This window comes from Arthrobacter sp. Y3221160, from assembly GCF_059092585.1.
Map to the genome: position 1 here is coordinate 15,923 of NZ_JBNHHU010000002.1, position 17,034 is coordinate 32,956.

Below are 17,034 nucleotides of genomic sequence, written 5' to 3' on the forward strand. Positions count from 1 at the left end.
TCCCTTTCCCCCACGACGGCGGGGCCCACCTGCGTCGGTGGGCCCCGCCGTCGTCATTCATGGCAGTAACCGGTTACCGCTGAACGGCACCGCAGCGGGCTGCGGCCAGCTCCACGGCCTGGGCCCGTGCCGCGGAGGCCTCGTCGGCGGTCAACGTGCGGTCATTCGCCCGGAACCTGAGCCCGAAGGCCAGCGACTTCTTCCCGTGCTCGATCCCGGGGCCCGCATAGACGTCGAAGAGGGCCACATCTTCCAGCAGTTCACCGGCGCCTTCACGCAGCGCCTCGCGGACTGCTTCGGCCGGAACCGACGAATCGACGACCAGCGCTACGTCCTGGGTGGAGACCGGGTAGGTGGACAGATGCTTGGCCACAATCACATCGGCGGCGGCCTCAAAGAGTGCCTCGCCGTTCAGTTCCATGGCGGCAGTCCGCGCCGGCAGGTCCCCGTCCTGGAGCAGCTTCGGATGCAGCTCGCCGGCGTAGCCGACGACCTCGCCGGTGCGCAGCGACAACTGTGCGGTCCGGCCGGGGTGGAAGGCCTGGTGGTTCCCCTGGGCGACGACCAGTTCAATGCCGAGGACGTCGCCGACGGTCAGTGCGGCGTCCAGTGCGTCCGACCATTCCCAGTGGCGGGGCGTGAACCCTGCGCCCGGTGCCGCCTCGTGTCCGATCAGGACCGCGGCCACGTGCCAGGGCTGGTCCGGGATCCCGGCCTGCAGTTCCTCGAGCACCTCGTCCGACGGCCTGGCGCCCAGCGGGGGCAGGACCGGAGACCCGATCTGGTCGCCGGGCAGGAACACCAGGCCGCCTTCGTACAACGCCAGATCGCGGAAGCCGCGGGAATGGTTGCGCCGTGCGGTCTCCAGCAGTCCCGGCAGCAGGCTGGTGCGCAGGTACCCGAATTCGGCGGAGATCGGGTTCGCCAGCTTGACGGCGGCCGCTCCGGAGCCGGCCTCGGGAGTTCCGAACGTTTCGTTCTGCCCGGTGGAAACGAAGGGGTAGCTGAGCACCTCGGTCAGGCCGGCGTCGGCCAGGGACTGCAGGACGCGGCGGCGCTGCTGCTGTCCACGGGACAGGCCGCGCCCCGGCGGGGCCACCGGCAGGGTGGCCGGAATCCGGTCATAGCCCACCAGCCGGGCTATTTCTTCGACCAGGTCCTCCTTGATGGCCAGGTCGGGCCGCCAGCTGGGCGCCGTGACGCGCAGGCCGCCGTCGTACCGTTCGAAGGAAGCGCCGATGCCGGTCAGGGCGGATTCAATCTGCCCTGCCGTGTACTCGAAGCCGATGAGGCGGGAGGCGAAACCGTCGGGCAGGTCGATCTCGACAGGTGCCGGACGTGACCCGACATCCGTCGCGGCGGTGTCGGCCGTGCCGCCGGCGAGTTCGACCAGCAGGTCCACGGCGCGCTGCGCCGCCTCATCCGCAATTTCCCAGTCCACTCCGCGCTCATTGCGCTTGGACGCCTCGGACGGCAGCTTGTGGCGGCGCCGGGTGCGGCCCATGGAGACGTCGTCGAAATGGGCGGACTCAATCAGCACATTCGCGGTTCCGTCCCCGACCTCGGTTTCGGCACCGCCCATCACCCCGGCCAGACCGATGGCGCCGCGGTCATCCGTAATCAGCAGGTCCTCGGTGGAGAGCCGGCGCTCCTTGCCGTCCAGGGTCACCAGGGTCTCGCCCGGATTGGCCCGGCGGACCACGATCGGGCCTTGGAGTTTGTCCGCGTCATAGAAGTGCAGCGGCTGGCCCAGTTCCAGCATCACGTAGTTGGAGATGTCCACAACCAGCGAAATGGAGCGCATGCCGGCCAGGCGCAGCCGGGAGGCCATCCACTGGGGCGTGGGCCGCGACGGGTCGACGCCGCGGACCGTGCGTGCCACGAAGCGGTCGCAGCCGGGCTTGCCGTAGACCGGGGACTGGTCTTCGAGCCGGACGGGGTGGCCCTCGCCGGCCGCTTCGGGAACAACGACGCGGCTGGCCGGGTCGACGAATTCGGTGCCGGTGGCCAGCGCGTATTCACGGGCCACCCCCCGAATGGAGAAGCAATAGCCGCGATCCGGCGTCACGTTGATCTCGGCCGCCTCGTCGGTCAGGCCGAGCAGTTCCATCGCGTCGGTGCCGATCTCCGGGTCGAGTCCCAGCCGGGAGAGCACGATGATGCCGTCGTGGTCCTCGCCGATGCCGAGCTCTCGGGCGGACGCGATCATGCCGGCGGACGTGTGCCCGTAGGTTTTGCGCGGGGTGATCCGGAAATCCCCCGGCAGCACCGCGCCGGGCAACGTCACCACGACCTTGTCGCCCACCTCGAAGTTGTGGGCTCCGCAGACGATGCCCTGCACGCCGGACGGGTCGATGCCGTCGCCGCTGAGCGGCTGGCCGGCGCCTTCGGGCGCCACACGCACCTGGCACCAGTTAATGGTCTTGCCGTTTGACTGCGGCTCCTTGACCAGGTCGAGGACCTGTCCCACCACGATCGGTCCGGAGATCGAATCGGACGGACGGTGGACGTCCTCTTCTTCGAGTCCGACCTTGACGAGGTCGGCCATAACGTCCTCGGCGGTGGCGTCTGCGGGAACCTGCGCGTACTCGCGCAACCAGGAAAGGGGAATACGCATAGTTCTAGATCTCCATCCCGAAGTGCTGGCTGAAGCGGATGTCGCCTTCGATCATGTCGTGCATGTCCGGGACGTCGTTGCGGAACATGAGGGTGCGTTCGATGCCCATGCCGAAGGCGAAACCGGAGTAGACCTCCGGATCGATGCCGGCAGCGCGCAGCACATTGGGGTTGACCATGCCGCAGCCGCCCCACTCGATCCAGCGGGGGCCGCCCTTGGCGCCCGGATGCCAGATGTCCATCTCCGCGGAGGGCTCGGTGAACGGGAAGTAGGCCGGGCGCAGGCGGATCTTGGCCTCGGCGCCGAACATCTGCCGCGAGAAGTGCTCCAACGTGCCGCGCAGGTCGGCCATCGTGAGCCCCTTGTCCACGGCCAGGCCTTCAAACTGGTGGAAAACAGGCGTATGGGTCGCGTCCAGTTCATCGGTGCGGAACGTCCGGCCCGGGCACAGCACGTACACGGGCAGGTCTCGTTCCAGCATGGAGCGGACCTGCACCGGCGATGTGTGGGTCCGCAGCACCAGGTGCGCCTCGGGCGGTTCCACGAAGAAGGTGTCCTGCATCTCCCGTGCGGGGTGGTCCGGCTTGAAGTTCAAGGCGTCGAAGTTGAACCACTCGGATTCCACCTCCGGCCCCTCGGCGATCTCCCAGCCCATGCCGACGAAGATGTCGCTGACCCGTTCCTGCAGCGTGGAGAGCGGGTGCCGGGCACCGGCGCGGCGGCGGCGCGGAGCCGCGGTAACGTCCACTGCCTCCTCGACGAGGATCTGCGCCTCCCGTTCGGCCTCCAGTTCGGCGGTGCGGGCGGCCAGCGCCTGGTTGATGCGCCCGCGGGCCGGACCCACGATCTTGCCGGCAGCCGCCTTGTCCTCCTTGGCCAGCTTGCCGATTTCGCGGTTGGCCAGGCTAAGCGGGGACTTCTCGCCGGCGTGGGCGAGCCGGGCAGTCTTGAGCCCGTCCAGGTCGGAGGCAGCCTTGAAAGCCATCACCGCCTGCTCGACGGCGGCGGCTACCGCGGCTTCGTCGAGGGGGCTCGGCACGGGTGGCTCCTGGGCTGGGGGTGTCACGTCAGACATGTGCTGTGGGGACCTCGGAATAGGTTAAAGGGTTTCCGCCCGCGTACGGGCAACCAGTCCAGTCTAGTTCACGGGCCGGCACCGACCCGAAACGCTTACGATGGGCCCATGACGCCGTCCGAGAAGCTGCGTGCCGCCTGGAACCTGCTCAACGGCTCCACCCTGTTGGGGCTGGCCCTCGCCGCCGCGGTCCGCTGCAGCCTTCATCCCGGACCCCATGGCCTGATCCTGGCCCACGGCTTTCGGCCCGGGCTGCCGAAGGCCGCTGCCTTTACCGTGGGCAACGTGGTGCTGTTCCGCGACGCTGCGGCCGGGCTGGCCGGCAATCCGGTGCTGCTGGGCCACGAATCCCGCCACAGCAGCCAATATGCCTGGTGCTGGGCCTGCCGTTCCTGCCGCTGTACGGCTTCGCTGCCGCCTGGTCGTGGTGGCGGACCGGCGACCCGGCGTCCCGGAACATCTTCGAGCGGCTGGCCGGGCTGCAGTCGGGCGGCTACAAGGAGCGGCCGGTGCGGCGGAGGCCTGGGCGGCGCGGCTCGCGGCCCGTGCGGGCGGCCGGCTGAATTTCCTGCGGAAGACCCCTCCTGCCCCTGTCGCCTGGTTCGAAGATGTGTTCTACTTAAAGCATGAGGTGGTCCTCCCAGCAAGCGGAACCAGGCGCACTGCTCCCGTTGTCCGGACTGGTCCGGAGCGTCCAGACCCCCGGTTTCGCCGGCATCACACTCCATGAGGTCATGGCCAAGTCGGCGCTGAACCGCGTGGGCGCCAGCTCGCGGATGCCGTTCGAATGGACCATCAACCCCTACCGTGGCTGCAGCCACGCGTGCGTGTATTGCTTCGCCCGCAAGACGCACAGCTACCTCGATTTGGACACCGGGCTGGATTTTGACAGCCAGTTGGTGGTCAAGGTGAACGTGGGCGAGGTCCTCCGCCGCGAGCTTGCCAAACCGTCGTGGAAGCGCGAACACGTGGCCATGGGCACCAACACCGATCCTTACCAGCGGGCCGAGGGCCGCTACAAGCTGATGCCGGAGATCATCAAGGCCCTGGCCGGGTCAGGAACCCCGTTTTCGATCCTGACCAAGGGCACCTTGCTGGCCCGTGACCTGCCGCTGCTGCGTGCGGCGGCCGGGGACGTCGAGGTCGGCATGGGGATTTCGCTCGCCATGACCGACGCCGGACTGGCGCGCCGTGTGGAGCCGGGAACACCCACGCCGCGTGCCCGGCTCGAGCTGATCGCCAAGCTCAGCGACGCCGGCCTGCCGTGTTCGGTGATGGCCATGCCGATCCTGCCCTGGCTGACGGACTCGGAGGACGCGCTCGACGGGCTGTGCGCGGCCGTTGCGGCAGCCGGGGCCACCAGCATGACGGCGGGCGCGCTGCACCTTCGTCCCGGCGCCAGGGAATGGTATCTGCAATGGCTGGCCAAGGAATACCCGCAACTTGTGGGCAAGTACCGCCGCCTCTACGACGGCGGCACGTATGCCGCCAAGGACTATCGGGTCTGGCTGGCGGACCGGGTCCGGGAAGCCAAGCGCCGGCACGGATTGGAAAACGCTGCCCGGCTGCGCGACGTGCCCGTGCGGCCACCGGCGGAAAGTCCGGCAGCGCCGTCGGGCACGCCGGCCGCAGCGGGACAGGCGACGTTGTTCTAAGTGTCCGGGCAACGCTTCGGCCCCGGCAGGACGACGGGTTCCGGCGGGAGCCGTTACGCGGGACGGGCGGCGGTGCGGCCTGCAGCGGTCAGCACGGCTTCGAGGATCGGAAAATCGGCGGGAATCCACGGCAGGGCCGCGGCTTCTGCCGCCTCCAGCCGGACCCAGCGCAATTCGTCGTGGTCTTGCAGCGGCTTCGGCAGCCCGTCGGTAATGTAGGCACACCATACGCGCATGGCCGCCGCCTCATTCAGCGGCCAGCCCTGCGGGAGCGGACCGGAGACTTCGACTCCCAGCTCTATTCCGACCCCCAGTTCCTCGCGGATTTCGCGGCGCAGGGCGTCTTCGCAGCTCTCCCCCGGCTCCACCTTGCCGCCGGGAAACTCCCACAGGCCGGCCAGCGCCTCCGGCGCGGTGCGCCGGGCGGCCAGTAATCTGTTCGGGGCGTCGCGGGCGTCGAGGATGGCTGCGCCGACAATCTGTTTCAGGCTCGTTTGCACGCGGTTCAGTCTACGGGGCGGGTCCGGCCCGGTTCCCACGGCCCCGGACTATGCCGCAGACCACAGGCCACACGGGTCCGGAATGGGATGCCGTGCCGTCGCGTTGCCGTACAGTGGCAGCCGGTGCCCGCAACTGCCGCCCGTGCCCAGGCCCCGGCATGCAGGCTTGCGCCGGCGCCCAGTTGTCCGTCCGACCGAAAGCCGATCATGAATTCCCCGACACTCGTCACCGCACGGAGGCAGACCGAAAACCGCCGGACGGCGTGGGCCATCGTCGCCTTGGCCATGGGCGGCTTCGGCATCGGCACGACGGAATTTGCCATCATGGGCCTGCTGCAGAATGTGGCGGCCGGCCTGGACGTCTCCATCCCGGAGAGCGGGCACCTGATTTCCGCCTACGCCCTGGGCGTGGTGGTCGGCGCGCCGCTGCTCGCAGCCCTCGGAGCCAAGCTTCCGCACAAGCACATGGTCCTGGGGCTGATGGTCCTGTTCACGCTCGGGAACCTCTCGTCGGTGTTCGCACCCGACTACGCCACGATGCTGGCCACCCGGTTCATTTCCGGCCTTCCGCACGGCGCCTATTTCGGCGTGGCCGCCGTCCTGGCCGCGTCGCTGGTCTCGCCGACCCGCCGCGCGCAGGCGGTCGCCATGGTCATGCTCGGGCTCTCGGTGGCCAACGTCGTCGGCGTCCCGTTGGTCACCTGGCTGGGCCAACAGTACGGCTGGCGGCTGATGTTCGTGGCCGTGGGCATCGTCGGCGCGGTGACGATACTGATGCTCCAGCGCCTGGTTCCCTTCACCCCCGCGCACGCGGAGGCCGGCATCCGTCGGGAACTCGGCGCCCTGAAACGGATCCAGGTCTGGTTGGCGCTGTTGATCGGCGTGGTCGGCTTCGGCGGATTTTTCGCGGTGTATTCCTACATCAGCCCGACCATGACCGAAGTGACAGGCCTGGCCCCGGCCGCCCTGCCGCTGATTGTCGGCCTCTACGGCCTGGGCATGGTCGTCGGCACCTTCATCGGCGGCAAGTTGGCGGACCGCTCGGTGATGGGGACCATCTACCAGGTGATGACGGCGATCATCGTGATTCTGGTGTTCTTTTGGGCGGCCTCATCCATTGTCGCCCTGGCGATTCCCCTCGTGTTCCTCCTGGGGGCCGCAGGATCGAGCCTGATCCCGGCCCTGCAGACACGCCTGATGGACGCCTCCCCCAACGCCCAGACCCTGGCCGCCTCGCTGAACCATTCGGCGTTGAACATGGCCAATGCCCTCGGCGCTTTCCTGGGCGGCCTCGTGATCTCCTGGGGCTGGGGATATGCCGCGCCGGCGCTGGTCGGCGCCGGGCTGGCATCCTTGGGGCTGGTCATCGCCGCTCTCAGCGGGGCGCTCGAGAAACGGCGCAGACTCGCCTGAGGTGCATCGTGCGGCGGGCCGGCCGGCCAACAGCTACCCTGCAGGCCCGCGTCGACGCTGGGACCTCGCGGAGGCGTACAGGCAGACGGTGGCCGCCGTGCCGACGTTCAAGCTTTCGGCCTGGCCGTAAACCGGCACGGCGACCCGATGGTCCGCGGCGGCCAGTTCTTCCGACGACAACCCTTGGGCTTCGTTCCCAAAGAGCCAGGCGGTAGGCGCCGCGAGATCCGGCAGGCTGCCGGCCACGCCCTCGTCCCCGGCCGCGGGAGTTTCTCCCAGCCGGGCCAGGGCGCTGCGGTCCTGCAAATCGTCCAGATCGATGGTGCCGTAGCCGTCAGCTGCCAGCATGGTTGCGCCGGCGGCGCGCACCGCCGCCGCCACGTCACCGAAATCGTGACCGTTCACCACCGGAAGGTGGAAGAGTGATCCGGCCGTGGAACGGACGGCCTTGGGATTGTAGATGTCCACGCTGGAGTTGGTCAGGATCACGGCATCGGCGCCGGCGGAATCGGCCGCCCGCAGGATGGTGCCGGCGTTGCCCGGGTCCTGCACCCGGACCATGACCGCCAGCAGCCGGGGTTTGCTTTGCAGGACCTCGTTCAGCGGCCGGTCCAGGTAGTGGCAGACGGCCACGATCCCCTGCGGGTTGACCGTGTCTGCCATTGCCGCCAGCACCGCATCGGTGGCCAGCCGCAGCGGCACGCCGTCGGCGAGGTCCGCCAGTTCAGGCGACCGGTCCAGGCAGGCTTCGGTGGCGAAGACCTCGGCCACGATGCCGCTGTTTCCGGCGCCAAGATGCGCCCGGTGGGCGGACAGGGCCTCGCGGACAGCCTGCGGGCCTTCGGCCAGGAATTGGCGGCGCTTTAAACGCACCGAGCGCCCGGCAAGCTTTGCCACATCCCTGACCCGATCGGCTCGGGGGTTGGACATGATGGCTTGCGGGCGCCCGGTAGTGCTCATACAGCGACTATAACGTCGCCACATAAGCGTTTATGCATCCGGTGCTTATTCGGCAACCTTCTGGCGGGCCTCGCCGCCGGCGGGCTCGAAACCGGCAGCCTTGGCGGCCTCCACGGACTCGAACCAGTACACGGGAGTGGTGTTCTCGTACCAGGTGGAGCCCGGGACGTGGTACTTCTTGGACTGGTTGCCCTTGATGGTGTAGCCGGCGGGAGCGTCCTCGCCGTCAACAGCCTTCACGGCGCCGGCAACTTCTCCGGCTTCAGCGGCGGGCGCGGCAGCCTTGGCGGCGGCCGGAGCGGTCTTGGCGGCGGCGACAGGCTTGGCGGCGGCGGTCTGGCGCTCTGCCGGAGCCGAAGTGTCGGCGGGCAGGGCGTCCTTGGCTACCTGCACCAGAGCGGCGAAGGCGCCGGCGTCGGACACGGCCAGCTCGGCCAGCATGCGGCGGTCGACCTGGACCTCGGCGGCCTTCAGGCCCTGGATGAGGCGGTTGTAGGTCAGGCCGTTGGCGCGGGAGGCAGCGTTGATGCGCTGGATCCACAGGCGGCGGAAATCACCCTTGCGCTTGCGGCGGTCGCCGTAGCTGTACACGAACGAGTGCAGCAGCTGTTCCTTGGCCTTGCGGTACAGGCGGGACCGCTGTCCGCGGTATCCGGCAGCCCGGTCCAGGATGACCCGGCGCTTCTTGTGGGCGTTGACCGCCCGCTTCACACGTGCCACGTGCGTACTCCTTTTGATGATTGGTGCCCGGTGCTCGGCCGCCGCAATCGGCGGCCGGGGGCAAAACTAGCTGGATGGCCCTTGCGGCGTCGCCGCGCGGACCAGAGGGGAGAAAATCAGATGCCGAGCATCTTCTTGATGTTGCGCACGTCGGCCGGAGCAACGATCTTGTCACTGGCAAGGCGTCGGGTCAGCGTGGAAGGCTTGTGCTCCAGGTAGTGGCGGCGGTTGGCCTGCTGGCGCTTGAGCTTGCCGCTGCCGGTGAGCTTGAAGCGCTTCTTGGCGCCGCTGTGGGTCTTCTGCTTCGGCATGGCTGCCGTTCTCCTTACGTCTCCTCGGGTCGCTGCCGACCGTCGGCTCGTGCGGTGCCGCAAAACGGGCACCGGCGGTTTACTTGTCTACCGGCACCGGGCACTGAACCGTGCCCGGCGGTTGCCGGATGCTCTCTGTACGGTCTTAGTTCTTGGAACCGGACCGGCCAGCAGGTTTGGGTGCTGCAGGCCGCGCTGCCGGCTTGGGCCGGGCGGCGGGCTTGGGTGCCGCGGGCTTGGCCTCTGTGGCGGGCGCCGCGGGCTTCGCCGGAACCGATGGCTTGGCCTCGGCCGCCGGCTTAGCCTGCGCGGCAGGCTTCACCTGAGCCGCTGGCTTCGCCTGGGCGGCCGGCTTGGCCTGGGCGGCCGGCTTGGCCTCGGCTTCCGGCTCGACCGCAGGCGTGGCCTCGACCTCAACCTCGGGCTCGGCCGCAACCGCAGCCTCGGCTTCCGGCTGCTCCGCGGGCTCGGCCTCGGGCACAACCTCAACCTCAACCGCAGGCGAGGCATCGGCCGGCGCAGGTGCTTCGGCGGTTTCCTCCGGCTGGTTTGCCATTGCGGCAAGGCCTTCCGGCATAAGGTCGCCCAGGCTCTGCGTCAGCGGGTCCTGATCGGCGGAGGTGTCCACCTTCTGCTTCTTGGCCTCGTTCGTTGCCTTCGCGTCGGCCTTCTGCGCGGCCCTGCGGGCTTCCGCCTTGGCTTCGGCCTTGTTCTTGGTCGGGCCGATCACCATGACCATGTTGCGGCCGTCAATGCGGGGAGTCGATTCGATCACGCCGACCTCGGCGACGTCCTCGGCGAACTTCTGGAGAAGGCGGATGCCCATTTCGGGGCGCTGCTGTTCGCGGCCGCGGAACTGGATCATGGCCTTGACCTTGTCGCCGGCTGCGAGGAACCGCAGCGCGTGGCCGCGCTTGGTCTCGTAGTCGTGCTTGTCGATCTTCAGGCGGAACCGGATCTCCTTGAGCACAGTGTTCGTCTGGTTCTTGCGCGCCTCACGGGCCTTGACCGCAGCCTCGTACTTGTACTTGCCAAAATCCATAAGCTTGCACACCGGAGGCTTTGCCTGCGGTGCGACCTCAACCAGGTCAAGATCCGATTCCGTGGCCAGGCGCAGGGCATCCTCAATACGGACGATCCCAACCTGTTCGCCGTTCGGTCCGACTAACCGCACCTCGGGAACGCGGATACGATCATTGATTCTTGGCTCGCTAATGTGTGGCTCCTGTCACTAATATCGGCTGCCGCTTGCAATGAAAGAAGGCCCCCCATTGCAAACGCAATCGAAGGCCTCGAAGTGGCGGCAGGCGGAAACAAGCTAGGGTTCCACCGGCTGGCCCGGGCACCTCACGCGAGGGTTTCCGGCTACAGCCTGCCGACCTGGACCCGGCAGCTCTGGCTAGCCATACCGACGGGTGGGAGAGGACTCCGCTTGCAGATCGGATCCTGCTCCGCACGTGCTGTGAGGCACATAAGTAACGGGATCCAATTGGTCTGTGACAAGCTTACCAGTATGAGCAGCTCAGATAACAATCCGCAGACCGACGGCCACCGCCACAGCTTCGCGCCCGACGCCGGTCCTGCCTCCAGCCAGGAACAGGAAGTCCTGGGCCAGATGCGCGACATCGCCGAAGTACCGGCCGTGGAAGTCATCACCACCGCGGCAGTCCATCTGATGAGCGCCGCCGCGGTTAAGTGCGGCCTGGCCGCCGGAGACGACGCCGAAGAGCTCAAGGACCTGGACGAAGCCCGCAAGCTGATCACCGCCTTGGCGGGGTTCGTCACCGCTGCCGCGCCGGAAATCGGCAGCCAGCATGCCGGCCCGTTGCGCGATGGCCTCCGGTCCCTGCAGCTCGCCTTCCGCGAAGCATCGGTCATCCAGGACGATCCGGGCAAGGGCCCGGGCGAGAAGTTCACGGGTCCGGTCAACTGACCGGCCCGGGCTCCCAGAACTGAACAAGGACGACGCCGGAGCCACGCACCGGCGTCGTCCTTTGTCTTTGCGCTTCTGGTTGCGGCGTTCGCCGGCGGGGTTCAGCGGGTGAACTTCAGCTCCAGCGAATCAACCCGTTCGGCAAACTCTTGCCGGGACTGGAGCCGCTGTTGGATCCGTCCCGCCAGGGCGCCCAACTCCTCGCGCCCCAGCCCGTCCCGCACCTGCAGGACCAGGCGCAGCTCCGGGCCGTGGCCGCCGCCGGCCACCACGGCTCCATCTGCCGCCCGGACCGCGATCCCGGTCCCGGGCTCCACGAACGAGGCCATAACCGCCTCCTCGCCGCCCGTGGCCTCGGCCACCCACTCCAAGAGCGCCGGATCGCGGTAGGAGGGCACCCACTCGTGCTGTTTGGCCAACGCCCACACTGCCGGCCGCCGGACAACGAACGTCAGGGCGGCGCCCGGATCCATAACCATCAGTTCGGCGTCTTCGGACACGGCCGCCAAGGCCGCCCGCGGCGCCTCCACGGCGACCGGCCGGGCCTGGGGATGCCAGGCTTCCAGGGCGGCCGTGTTACTGAACACCGGCAGCGCCCGGCGCCCATCCGGCGCCTGCAACGTCACCACGGCCATGTCGGCCTGTTTATCCGCTGTCAGGCCGTGGCTGCCCTCGGCCTCTTCTCCCAGCGTCGCCACGATGGGCACGAAAACGCGGGCGTTCGCCAGGGCAGCCACTACTTCCGCTTCGCCGCCGGTTCCGGCGGCAAGCCATTGCAGCGCCGCCTCGTAGCCGGGATCCGCGCTGCCGTCATCGTGGTCGAACTGGTGGAGCGGGTTTCCTTCACCGCTCAGGTCCCGTCCGGCCCAGCTTTGGCCGGCCGAGTCCCCCGCCCCGCCGGCTCCCGCCAGCGCGGCGGCGATATGGGCGGGCAGTTGCTTCTTGCCCATGCTGGTCCCTCAGCGCCGTCCCGCCACATCGAGGGCTTCGGGCAGCGTGAACTTGCCCGCGTACAGTGCCTTGCCCACAATCGCTCCCTCGACTCCGGCCGGAACCAGGCCGCGCAGCGTCCGCAGGTCATCCAGGCTGGAGATTCCGCCCGAGGCAACCACCGGCTTGTCGGTCCGCTCGCACATCTGCCGGAGCAGATCCACGTTGGGTCCGCGCAGCGTCCCGTCCTTGGTCACATCGGTGACCACGTACCTCGAGCAGCCGGCGTCTTCGAGGCGGGCCAGCACCTCCCAGAGGTCGCCGCCATCCTGCGTCCAGCCGCGGGCCGCGAGCGTGGTGCCGCGGACATCGAGGCCGACGGCGATGGCGTCACCGTGCCGGGCAATGGCGTGTGCTGTCCATTCCGGGTTTTCCAGCGCGGCGGTGCCCAGGTTGACACGCGCGGCCCCGAATTCAAGCGCGCGCTCCAATGACGCGTCGTCGCGGATGCCGCCGGACAGCTCCACCTTGATTTTCAGCTCGTCGGCGACGCGGCGCAGCACTTCCGTATTGTTGCCCCGGCCGAACGCCGCATCGAGGTCCACCAAGTGCACCCATTCCGCCCCGTCGTTCTGCCACGCCAGCGCAGCCTCCAGCGGATCCCCGTAGCCGGTCTCGCTGCCGGCTTCGCCTTGGACCAGCCGGACGGCCTGGCCGTCGGCAACGTCGACCGCGGGCAAAAGTTCAAGGATGGAGGTTTGGTTCGTCATGGTTCTTCCGCTTTCTGCGCGCCGTCAGCGGGCGCGGGATGGGTGTGGTTACTCGGCCGGTCCGAGGGTGAGCAAGTAGGCAGCCAGCAGCGACAGGCCGGCCAGGATCCAGAAGACGATCACCAACCACTTGGGCAGCCGCTGCTGCCGGAACGAGATGGCGCCGCCGGCCAGCAGCCCGGCCAGGCCCATCAGGAGGATGCTGCCCATGGCTACCTCAGCGTCTTCAACCAGTTGCGCAGCAGCTCCGCGCCGGCGTCTCCGGACTTTTCCGGATGGAACTGGGTAGCACTCAGCGGACCGTTTTCGACGGCCGCTATGAACGGGGCGCCGTGCGTGGACCAGGTCACCAGCGGCGGCGTCATCGCGGGTTGGGTGACGTCGAAGTTCCAGTGCTGCACACCGTAGGAGTGCACAAAGTAGAAGCGCTCGTCTTCGATCCCGGCAAACAGCCGGCTGCCCTCTGCGGCGTCCACGGTGTTCCACCCCATGTGGGGCACGACCTCCGCCGGCAGCGCTTCCACGGTTCCCGGCCATTCCCCGACGCCCTGCGTGCGGACGCCATGTTCCACGCCTTCTTCGAACATGACCTGCAGGCCGACGCAGATTCCCAGCACGGGCCGGCCGCCGGCCACCCGGCGCCCGATCCAGCGAAGCGCGTCCACGGACTTGAGCCCCTGCATGACCGTGGCGAAGGCGCCGACGCCGGGAACCAGCAGGCCGTCTGCGTCGAGGACGTCGTCGGAGGCATGGCTCAGCGTGACGTCGGCACCCACGTGCTCCAGCGCGCGGACTGCCGAGCGGACGTTCCCGGAACCGTAGTCCAGTACGGTGACCTTGGGCGCAGCCGTCACAGGGCTCCCTTCGTCGAGGGAATGCCCTCGACACGTGGATCGGCTTCGACGGCGGCGCGGAGTGCCCGGGCGAAGGCCTTGAACTGGGCCTCGACGATGTGGTGGGGGTCCCTGCCGCCCAGCACGCGCATGTGCAGGCAGATCTGGGCGTGCAGTGTGATCGATTCGAACACGTGGCGGGTCAGCGATCCGGTGAAATGTCCGCCGATCAAGTGGTACTCCTGGCCTGCCGGTTCTCCCGTGTGCACCAGGTAGGGCCGGCCGGAGATGTCCACGACGGCGTGGGCCAGCGCCTCGTCCAGGGGCACCGTGGCTTCGCCGAAACGGCGGATCCCGGCTTTATTGCCCAGCGCTTCCTTCAGCGCGTCGCCGATGGTGATGGCGACATCTTCGACGGTGTGGTGCGCGTCGATGTGCGTGTCCCCGCTGGCCTTCACCGTCAGGTCGACGAGCGAGTGCTTCGCCAGGGCGGTGAGCATGTGGTCGTAGAACGGCACGGTGGTGCTGATCTCGGAACGGCCGGTGCCGTCGAGGTCCAGTTCAACCAGCACGGACGACTCGCTGGTAATGCGTTCGAGGCGTGCGGTACGTCCGGTGGTGGTTTCCACGGTCATGGGAGTCCTTTGACGAATTGGTCGACCGGCGCGAGCCGGTTCGCTCTTACTAGTTTAGGAGACGGGGCTCGCCACGAGGGCCTTGATGCCGTCGAGGAAGGCTGTGGTCTCGGCCTCAGTGCCGGCGGTTACCCGCAGATGGCCCGGGATCCCGACGTCGCGGATCAGAACGCCGGCTTCCAGCAGTCCCTGCCACACCGAGCGGGGGTCCTCCAACCCGCCGAAAAACACGAAGTTTGAGTCGGACGGCGCCGGGTCGAGTCCCAGCTCGGCCAGCCCGTCGACAATGCGGTCCCGCTGCGCCTTGATGTCTTCGACGTTGGCCAGCAGCGCATCGGCGTGTTCCAAGGCGGCCAGGGCCGTTGCCTGCGTGACGGCGGACAGGTGGTAGGGCAGGCGGACCAGGCGCAGCGCATCGGTAATCTGCGGTGCGGCGGCGAGGTACCCGACCCTGGCGCCTGCCAGCGCGAAGGCCTTGCTCATGGTGCGGGAAACGATGAGCCGCTCCCGTCCCGGCAACAGCGTCAGCGCGCTCGGCGTTCCGGCGTGGGCGAACTCGGCGTAGGCCTCGTCCACGATCACGATGGCCTTGGAGGCCTCCCCCGCTTCATACGCCGCCTCCACGACCTCAAGACCCAGGGCGGTGCCCGTCGGGTTGTTCGGGGAGCAAAGAACGACCACGTTTGCCCCGGAGTCGGCCACGGCGGCGGCGGCAGCGTCCGGGGACAACGTGAAGTCTGCCCCCCGCGGAACGGCCACATAATCCGTGTCCGTCCCGCTGGCCAGCAGCGGGTACATGGAATAGGTGGGCGGGAAGCTCAGCAGGGTGCGGCCGGGGCCGCCGAAGGCCTGGAGGATTTGCTGCAGGACCTCGTTCGATCCGTTGGCGGCCCAAATGTTCTCTGCGGTGAGGCCGTGCCCCAAGTAGCGGGCCAGCGCCGTCCTCAACTTCGTGAACTCGCGATCCGGATACCGGTTCAGACCCGCGGCAGCCTCGCTGACGGCCGAGACGATGGCCTGACGGACAGCATCGGGCAGGCCATGGGTGTTTTCGTTGACGTTCAGGAGGACGGGAACCTCCAGCTGGGGCGCACCATAGGGCTCCAGGCCCCGGAGATTTTCCCGCAACGGCAGGCGGTTCAGGCGTTCTAACTGCTCACTCACCGGTCCAGTTTAAGCTTCGGCCCGCCCGGGGCAGGAATCGGGCGGGCCGAAGCAGCTCATATTACGGCTGCCTCAGCGCGCGGACGGGACCAGCAGCTGCTGCCCGGCGTGGACGATGTCCCCCTGCAGGCCGTTCAATTGCGCGATCTCGAAAATGACATCGTGGGGGTTGCGGTCCGGCGCGGACTGCACTGCTATGTCCCACAGTGACTGGCCGCTGCCGACCGTGACGGTCGCCGCCGGCCCCGGCCCCAGCCCCCCGGCGGCGGCCATTGCCGGAGCAGTGAAGAAACCGATCAGGGTCAGGGCTGCGGCCGCGGCGAGCATCAGCGGCAGGCCGATCAGCAACAAACGGCCGCGGCGGGTCAGCCGCAGGCCTGTGCTGGTACGAAGGCCGGCGGGCTGCGGTGCGAGCTGGGCGGACATGGTGCCACCTTTCCGATATTCGATCTATTTCGGCTGGTTTCGATCGTCTTGCAACGGTATTCGAACGTATCTTCGAATACGTCTTCTACAGTTTTAGCACTGGTGATCGAACATTGTCGAGACTCAGTCGAACAAATGTTTGAAATTCGCTACCGCCTCGCCTAGCGTTGTAAGCGTCGGGCGGCAGTAAGAGCAGTGCATCAGCCGCCACCGACAAAACAGTTGAGACAACAGTCCATGTGCGGTTCCGCTACGGCGCCGGCGCAGGGACCACTACGGGGAGACCGGGGCCGGACATGTCGGAAGAGACCACCACCACTGCCGGAGCGAAGCGACGCGGCCGGCCCGTCAAAGTGGGGCGCAGCCTGACGCCGAGGCAGAAGAAGATCCTGGAAACCATCCAGCGCTCCGTCATGTCCCACGGATACCCTCCGTCCATGCGCGAGATCGGTGACACGGTCGGTCTGGCAAGCCTGTCCAGCGTCACGCACCAGTTGGCCCAACTGGAGAAGATGGGCTACATCAGGCGCGACCCCAAGCGTCCCCGTGCCATGGAAATCCTGACCCCGCTGACACTCGAGCACGGGGGTGTGGAAATCGTCGGAGTCGATGAACCGCAACAGCTGCGCAGCTCCAGCGGCGTCGCCGTATCCGAGCTGACCACGTCATCCGACACGGCGATGGTGCCGCTGGTGGGAAGGATCGCAGCGGGCGGGCCGATCCTGGCGGACCAGGCGGTCGAGGACGTCATGCCCCTGCCGCGGCAACTGGTGGGACACGGCGAGTTGTTCATGCTCAGGGTCTCGGGCGATTCCATGATCGATGCGGCCATCTGTGACGGCGACTGGGTCGTGGTCCGCCAGCAGCACACGGCCGAGAACGGCGACATCGTGGCGGCGCTGCTCGACGACGAAGCAACGGTCAAGACCTTCCGGCAGCGCGACGGCCACACCTGGCTGTTGCCGCAGAATACCCAGTACGAACCGATTCTTGGCGACCACGCAACCATCATGGGCAAGGTTGTCTCGGTGATGCGGGCCCTCTGACGCGCCCGGTCTCCCCGGTCCGCGCTGCAGCCACCCCGGGATCCCC

The 17,034-nt window shown here is 68.0% G+C and carries 19 protein-coding genes; 5 read left to right on the forward strand and 14 right to left on the reverse strand.

Annotation, left to right across the window (positions count from 1 at the left end):
* Positions 1-73: 73 nt before the first annotated feature.
* Positions 74-2,617 carry a phenylalanine--tRNA ligase subunit beta gene (gene pheT / locus AC5RWG_RS13075; RefSeq protein ID WP_494167132.1) on the reverse strand — a complete coding sequence of 848 codons (2,544 nt, stop codon included), beginning with the start codon at positions 2,615-2,617 and terminating at the stop codon, positions 74-76.
* Between the two features lie 4 nt (positions 2,618-2,621).
* Complete coding sequence (gene pheS, locus AC5RWG_RS13080) at positions 2,622-3,692, reverse strand: phenylalanine--tRNA ligase subunit alpha (protein ID WP_494023835.1); 1,071 nt, start codon at positions 3,690-3,692, stop codon at positions 2,622-2,624.
* A 374-nt stretch (positions 3,693-4,066) separates the two neighbouring features.
* Between pheS and AC5RWG_RS13085 the strand changes: the two genes are divergently transcribed.
* Together AC5RWG_RS13085 and AC5RWG_RS13090 are read left to right on the forward strand one after the other, a co-directional pair.
* A complete protein-coding gene (locus AC5RWG_RS13085; RefSeq protein ID WP_494167133.1) occupies positions 4,067-4,255 on the forward strand; it encodes a hypothetical protein in 189 nt (62 codons plus the stop codon).
* Between the two features lie 63 nt (positions 4,256-4,318).
* On the forward strand, positions 4,319-5,347 hold the full coding sequence (locus AC5RWG_RS13090) for an Rv2578c family radical SAM protein (protein ID WP_494167134.1): 1,029 nt from the start codon (positions 4,319-4,321) through the stop codon (positions 5,345-5,347).
* A gap of 53 nt (positions 5,348-5,400) precedes the next feature.
* Here AC5RWG_RS13090 and AC5RWG_RS13095 read toward each other — a convergent pair whose 3' ends face one another.
* Entirely contained in the window at positions 5,401-5,847 is a 447-nt protein-coding gene (locus AC5RWG_RS13095) for a (deoxy)nucleoside triphosphate pyrophosphohydrolase (protein ID WP_494002379.1), read from the reverse strand.
* A 207-nt stretch (positions 5,848-6,054) separates the two neighbouring features.
* Here AC5RWG_RS13095 and AC5RWG_RS13100 point away from each other — a divergent pair, with 207 nt between their 5' ends.
* On the forward strand, positions 6,055-7,260 hold the full coding sequence (locus AC5RWG_RS13100; protein ID WP_494158017.1) for an MFS transporter: 1,206 nt from the start codon (positions 6,055-6,057) through the stop codon (positions 7,258-7,260).
* A 33-nt stretch (positions 7,261-7,293) separates the two neighbouring features.
* On the opposite strand, the gene AC5RWG_RS13105 is transcribed toward AC5RWG_RS13100, so the two are convergent.
* The 4 genes from AC5RWG_RS13105 to infC form a co-directional block, all read right to left on the reverse strand.
* Positions 7,294-8,220: a TrmH family RNA methyltransferase gene (locus AC5RWG_RS13105; RefSeq protein ID WP_494023831.1), complete on the reverse strand. Its 927-nt coding sequence runs from the start codon at positions 8,218-8,220 to the stop codon at positions 7,294-7,296.
* 45 nt (positions 8,221-8,265) lie between these two features.
* Positions 8,266-8,940 carry a 50S ribosomal protein L20, sunset domain variant gene (gene rplT, locus AC5RWG_RS13110; RefSeq protein WP_494158016.1) on the reverse strand — a complete coding sequence of 225 codons (675 nt, stop codon included), beginning with the start codon at positions 8,938-8,940 and terminating at the stop codon, positions 8,266-8,268.
* Positions 8,941-9,056: 116 nt separating this feature from the next.
* Complete coding sequence (gene rpmI, locus AC5RWG_RS13115) at positions 9,057-9,251, reverse strand: 50S ribosomal protein L35 (RefSeq protein ID WP_493977772.1); 195 nt, start codon at positions 9,249-9,251, stop codon at positions 9,057-9,059.
* A 145-nt stretch (positions 9,252-9,396) separates the two neighbouring features.
* Positions 9,397-10,425, reverse strand: coding sequence for a translation initiation factor IF-3 (infC, locus tag AC5RWG_RS13120; protein ID WP_494050278.1), 1,029 nt, complete (start codon positions 10,423-10,425; stop codon positions 9,397-9,399).
* A gap of 339 nt (positions 10,426-10,764) precedes the next feature.
* Here infC and AC5RWG_RS13125 point away from each other — a divergent pair, with 339 nt between their 5' ends.
* On the forward strand, positions 10,765-11,184 hold the full coding sequence (locus AC5RWG_RS13125) for a DUF1844 domain-containing protein (protein ID WP_494002384.1): 420 nt from the start codon (positions 10,765-10,767) through the stop codon (positions 11,182-11,184).
* A gap of 101 nt (positions 11,185-11,285) precedes the next feature.
* Here AC5RWG_RS13125 and AC5RWG_RS13130 read toward each other — a convergent pair whose 3' ends face one another.
* From AC5RWG_RS13130 to AC5RWG_RS13160, 7 genes are all read right to left on the reverse strand, one after another.
* A complete protein-coding gene (locus AC5RWG_RS13130) occupies positions 11,286-12,134 on the reverse strand; it encodes an SseB family protein (RefSeq protein ID WP_494002385.1) in 849 nt (282 codons plus the stop codon).
* Between the two features lie 9 nt (positions 12,135-12,143).
* Positions 12,144-12,884: a bifunctional 1-(5-phosphoribosyl)-5-((5-phosphoribosylamino)methylideneamino)imidazole-4-carboxamide isomerase/phosphoribosylanthranilate isomerase PriA gene (priA, locus tag AC5RWG_RS13135; RefSeq protein ID WP_494158015.1), complete on the reverse strand. Its 741-nt coding sequence runs from the start codon at positions 12,882-12,884 to the stop codon at positions 12,144-12,146.
* 48 nt (positions 12,885-12,932) lie between these two features.
* Positions 12,933-13,094: a hypothetical protein gene (locus AC5RWG_RS13140; protein ID WP_494002387.1), complete on the reverse strand. Its 162-nt coding sequence runs from the start codon at positions 13,092-13,094 to the stop codon at positions 12,933-12,935.
* A gap of 2 nt (positions 13,095-13,096) precedes the next feature.
* Positions 13,097-13,738: an imidazole glycerol phosphate synthase subunit HisH gene (gene hisH / locus AC5RWG_RS13145; protein ID WP_494002388.1), complete on the reverse strand. Its 642-nt coding sequence runs from the start codon at positions 13,736-13,738 to the stop codon at positions 13,097-13,099.
* Complete coding sequence (gene hisB / locus AC5RWG_RS13150; protein ID WP_494002389.1) at positions 13,735-14,352, reverse strand: imidazoleglycerol-phosphate dehydratase HisB; 618 nt, start codon at positions 14,350-14,352, stop codon at positions 13,735-13,737. Before hisB ends, hisH begins: the two co-directional genes overlap by 4 nt.
* Before the next feature lie 54 nt (positions 14,353-14,406).
* Positions 14,407-15,516, reverse strand: a complete 1,110-nt coding sequence (locus tag AC5RWG_RS13155; RefSeq protein ID WP_494101472.1) for a histidinol-phosphate transaminase — start codon at positions 15,514-15,516, stop codon at positions 14,407-14,409.
* A gap of 72 nt (positions 15,517-15,588) precedes the next feature.
* Complete coding sequence (locus tag AC5RWG_RS13160; RefSeq protein ID WP_494014162.1) at positions 15,589-15,942, reverse strand: LysM peptidoglycan-binding domain-containing protein; 354 nt, start codon at positions 15,940-15,942, stop codon at positions 15,589-15,591.
* 296 nt (positions 15,943-16,238) lie between these two features.
* Here AC5RWG_RS13160 and lexA point away from each other — a divergent pair, with 296 nt between their 5' ends.
* Positions 16,239-16,988, forward strand: a complete 750-nt coding sequence (gene lexA / locus AC5RWG_RS13165; RefSeq protein ID WP_493977762.1) for a transcriptional repressor LexA — start codon at positions 16,239-16,241, stop codon at positions 16,986-16,988.
* Positions 16,989-17,034 lie beyond the last annotated feature (46 nt).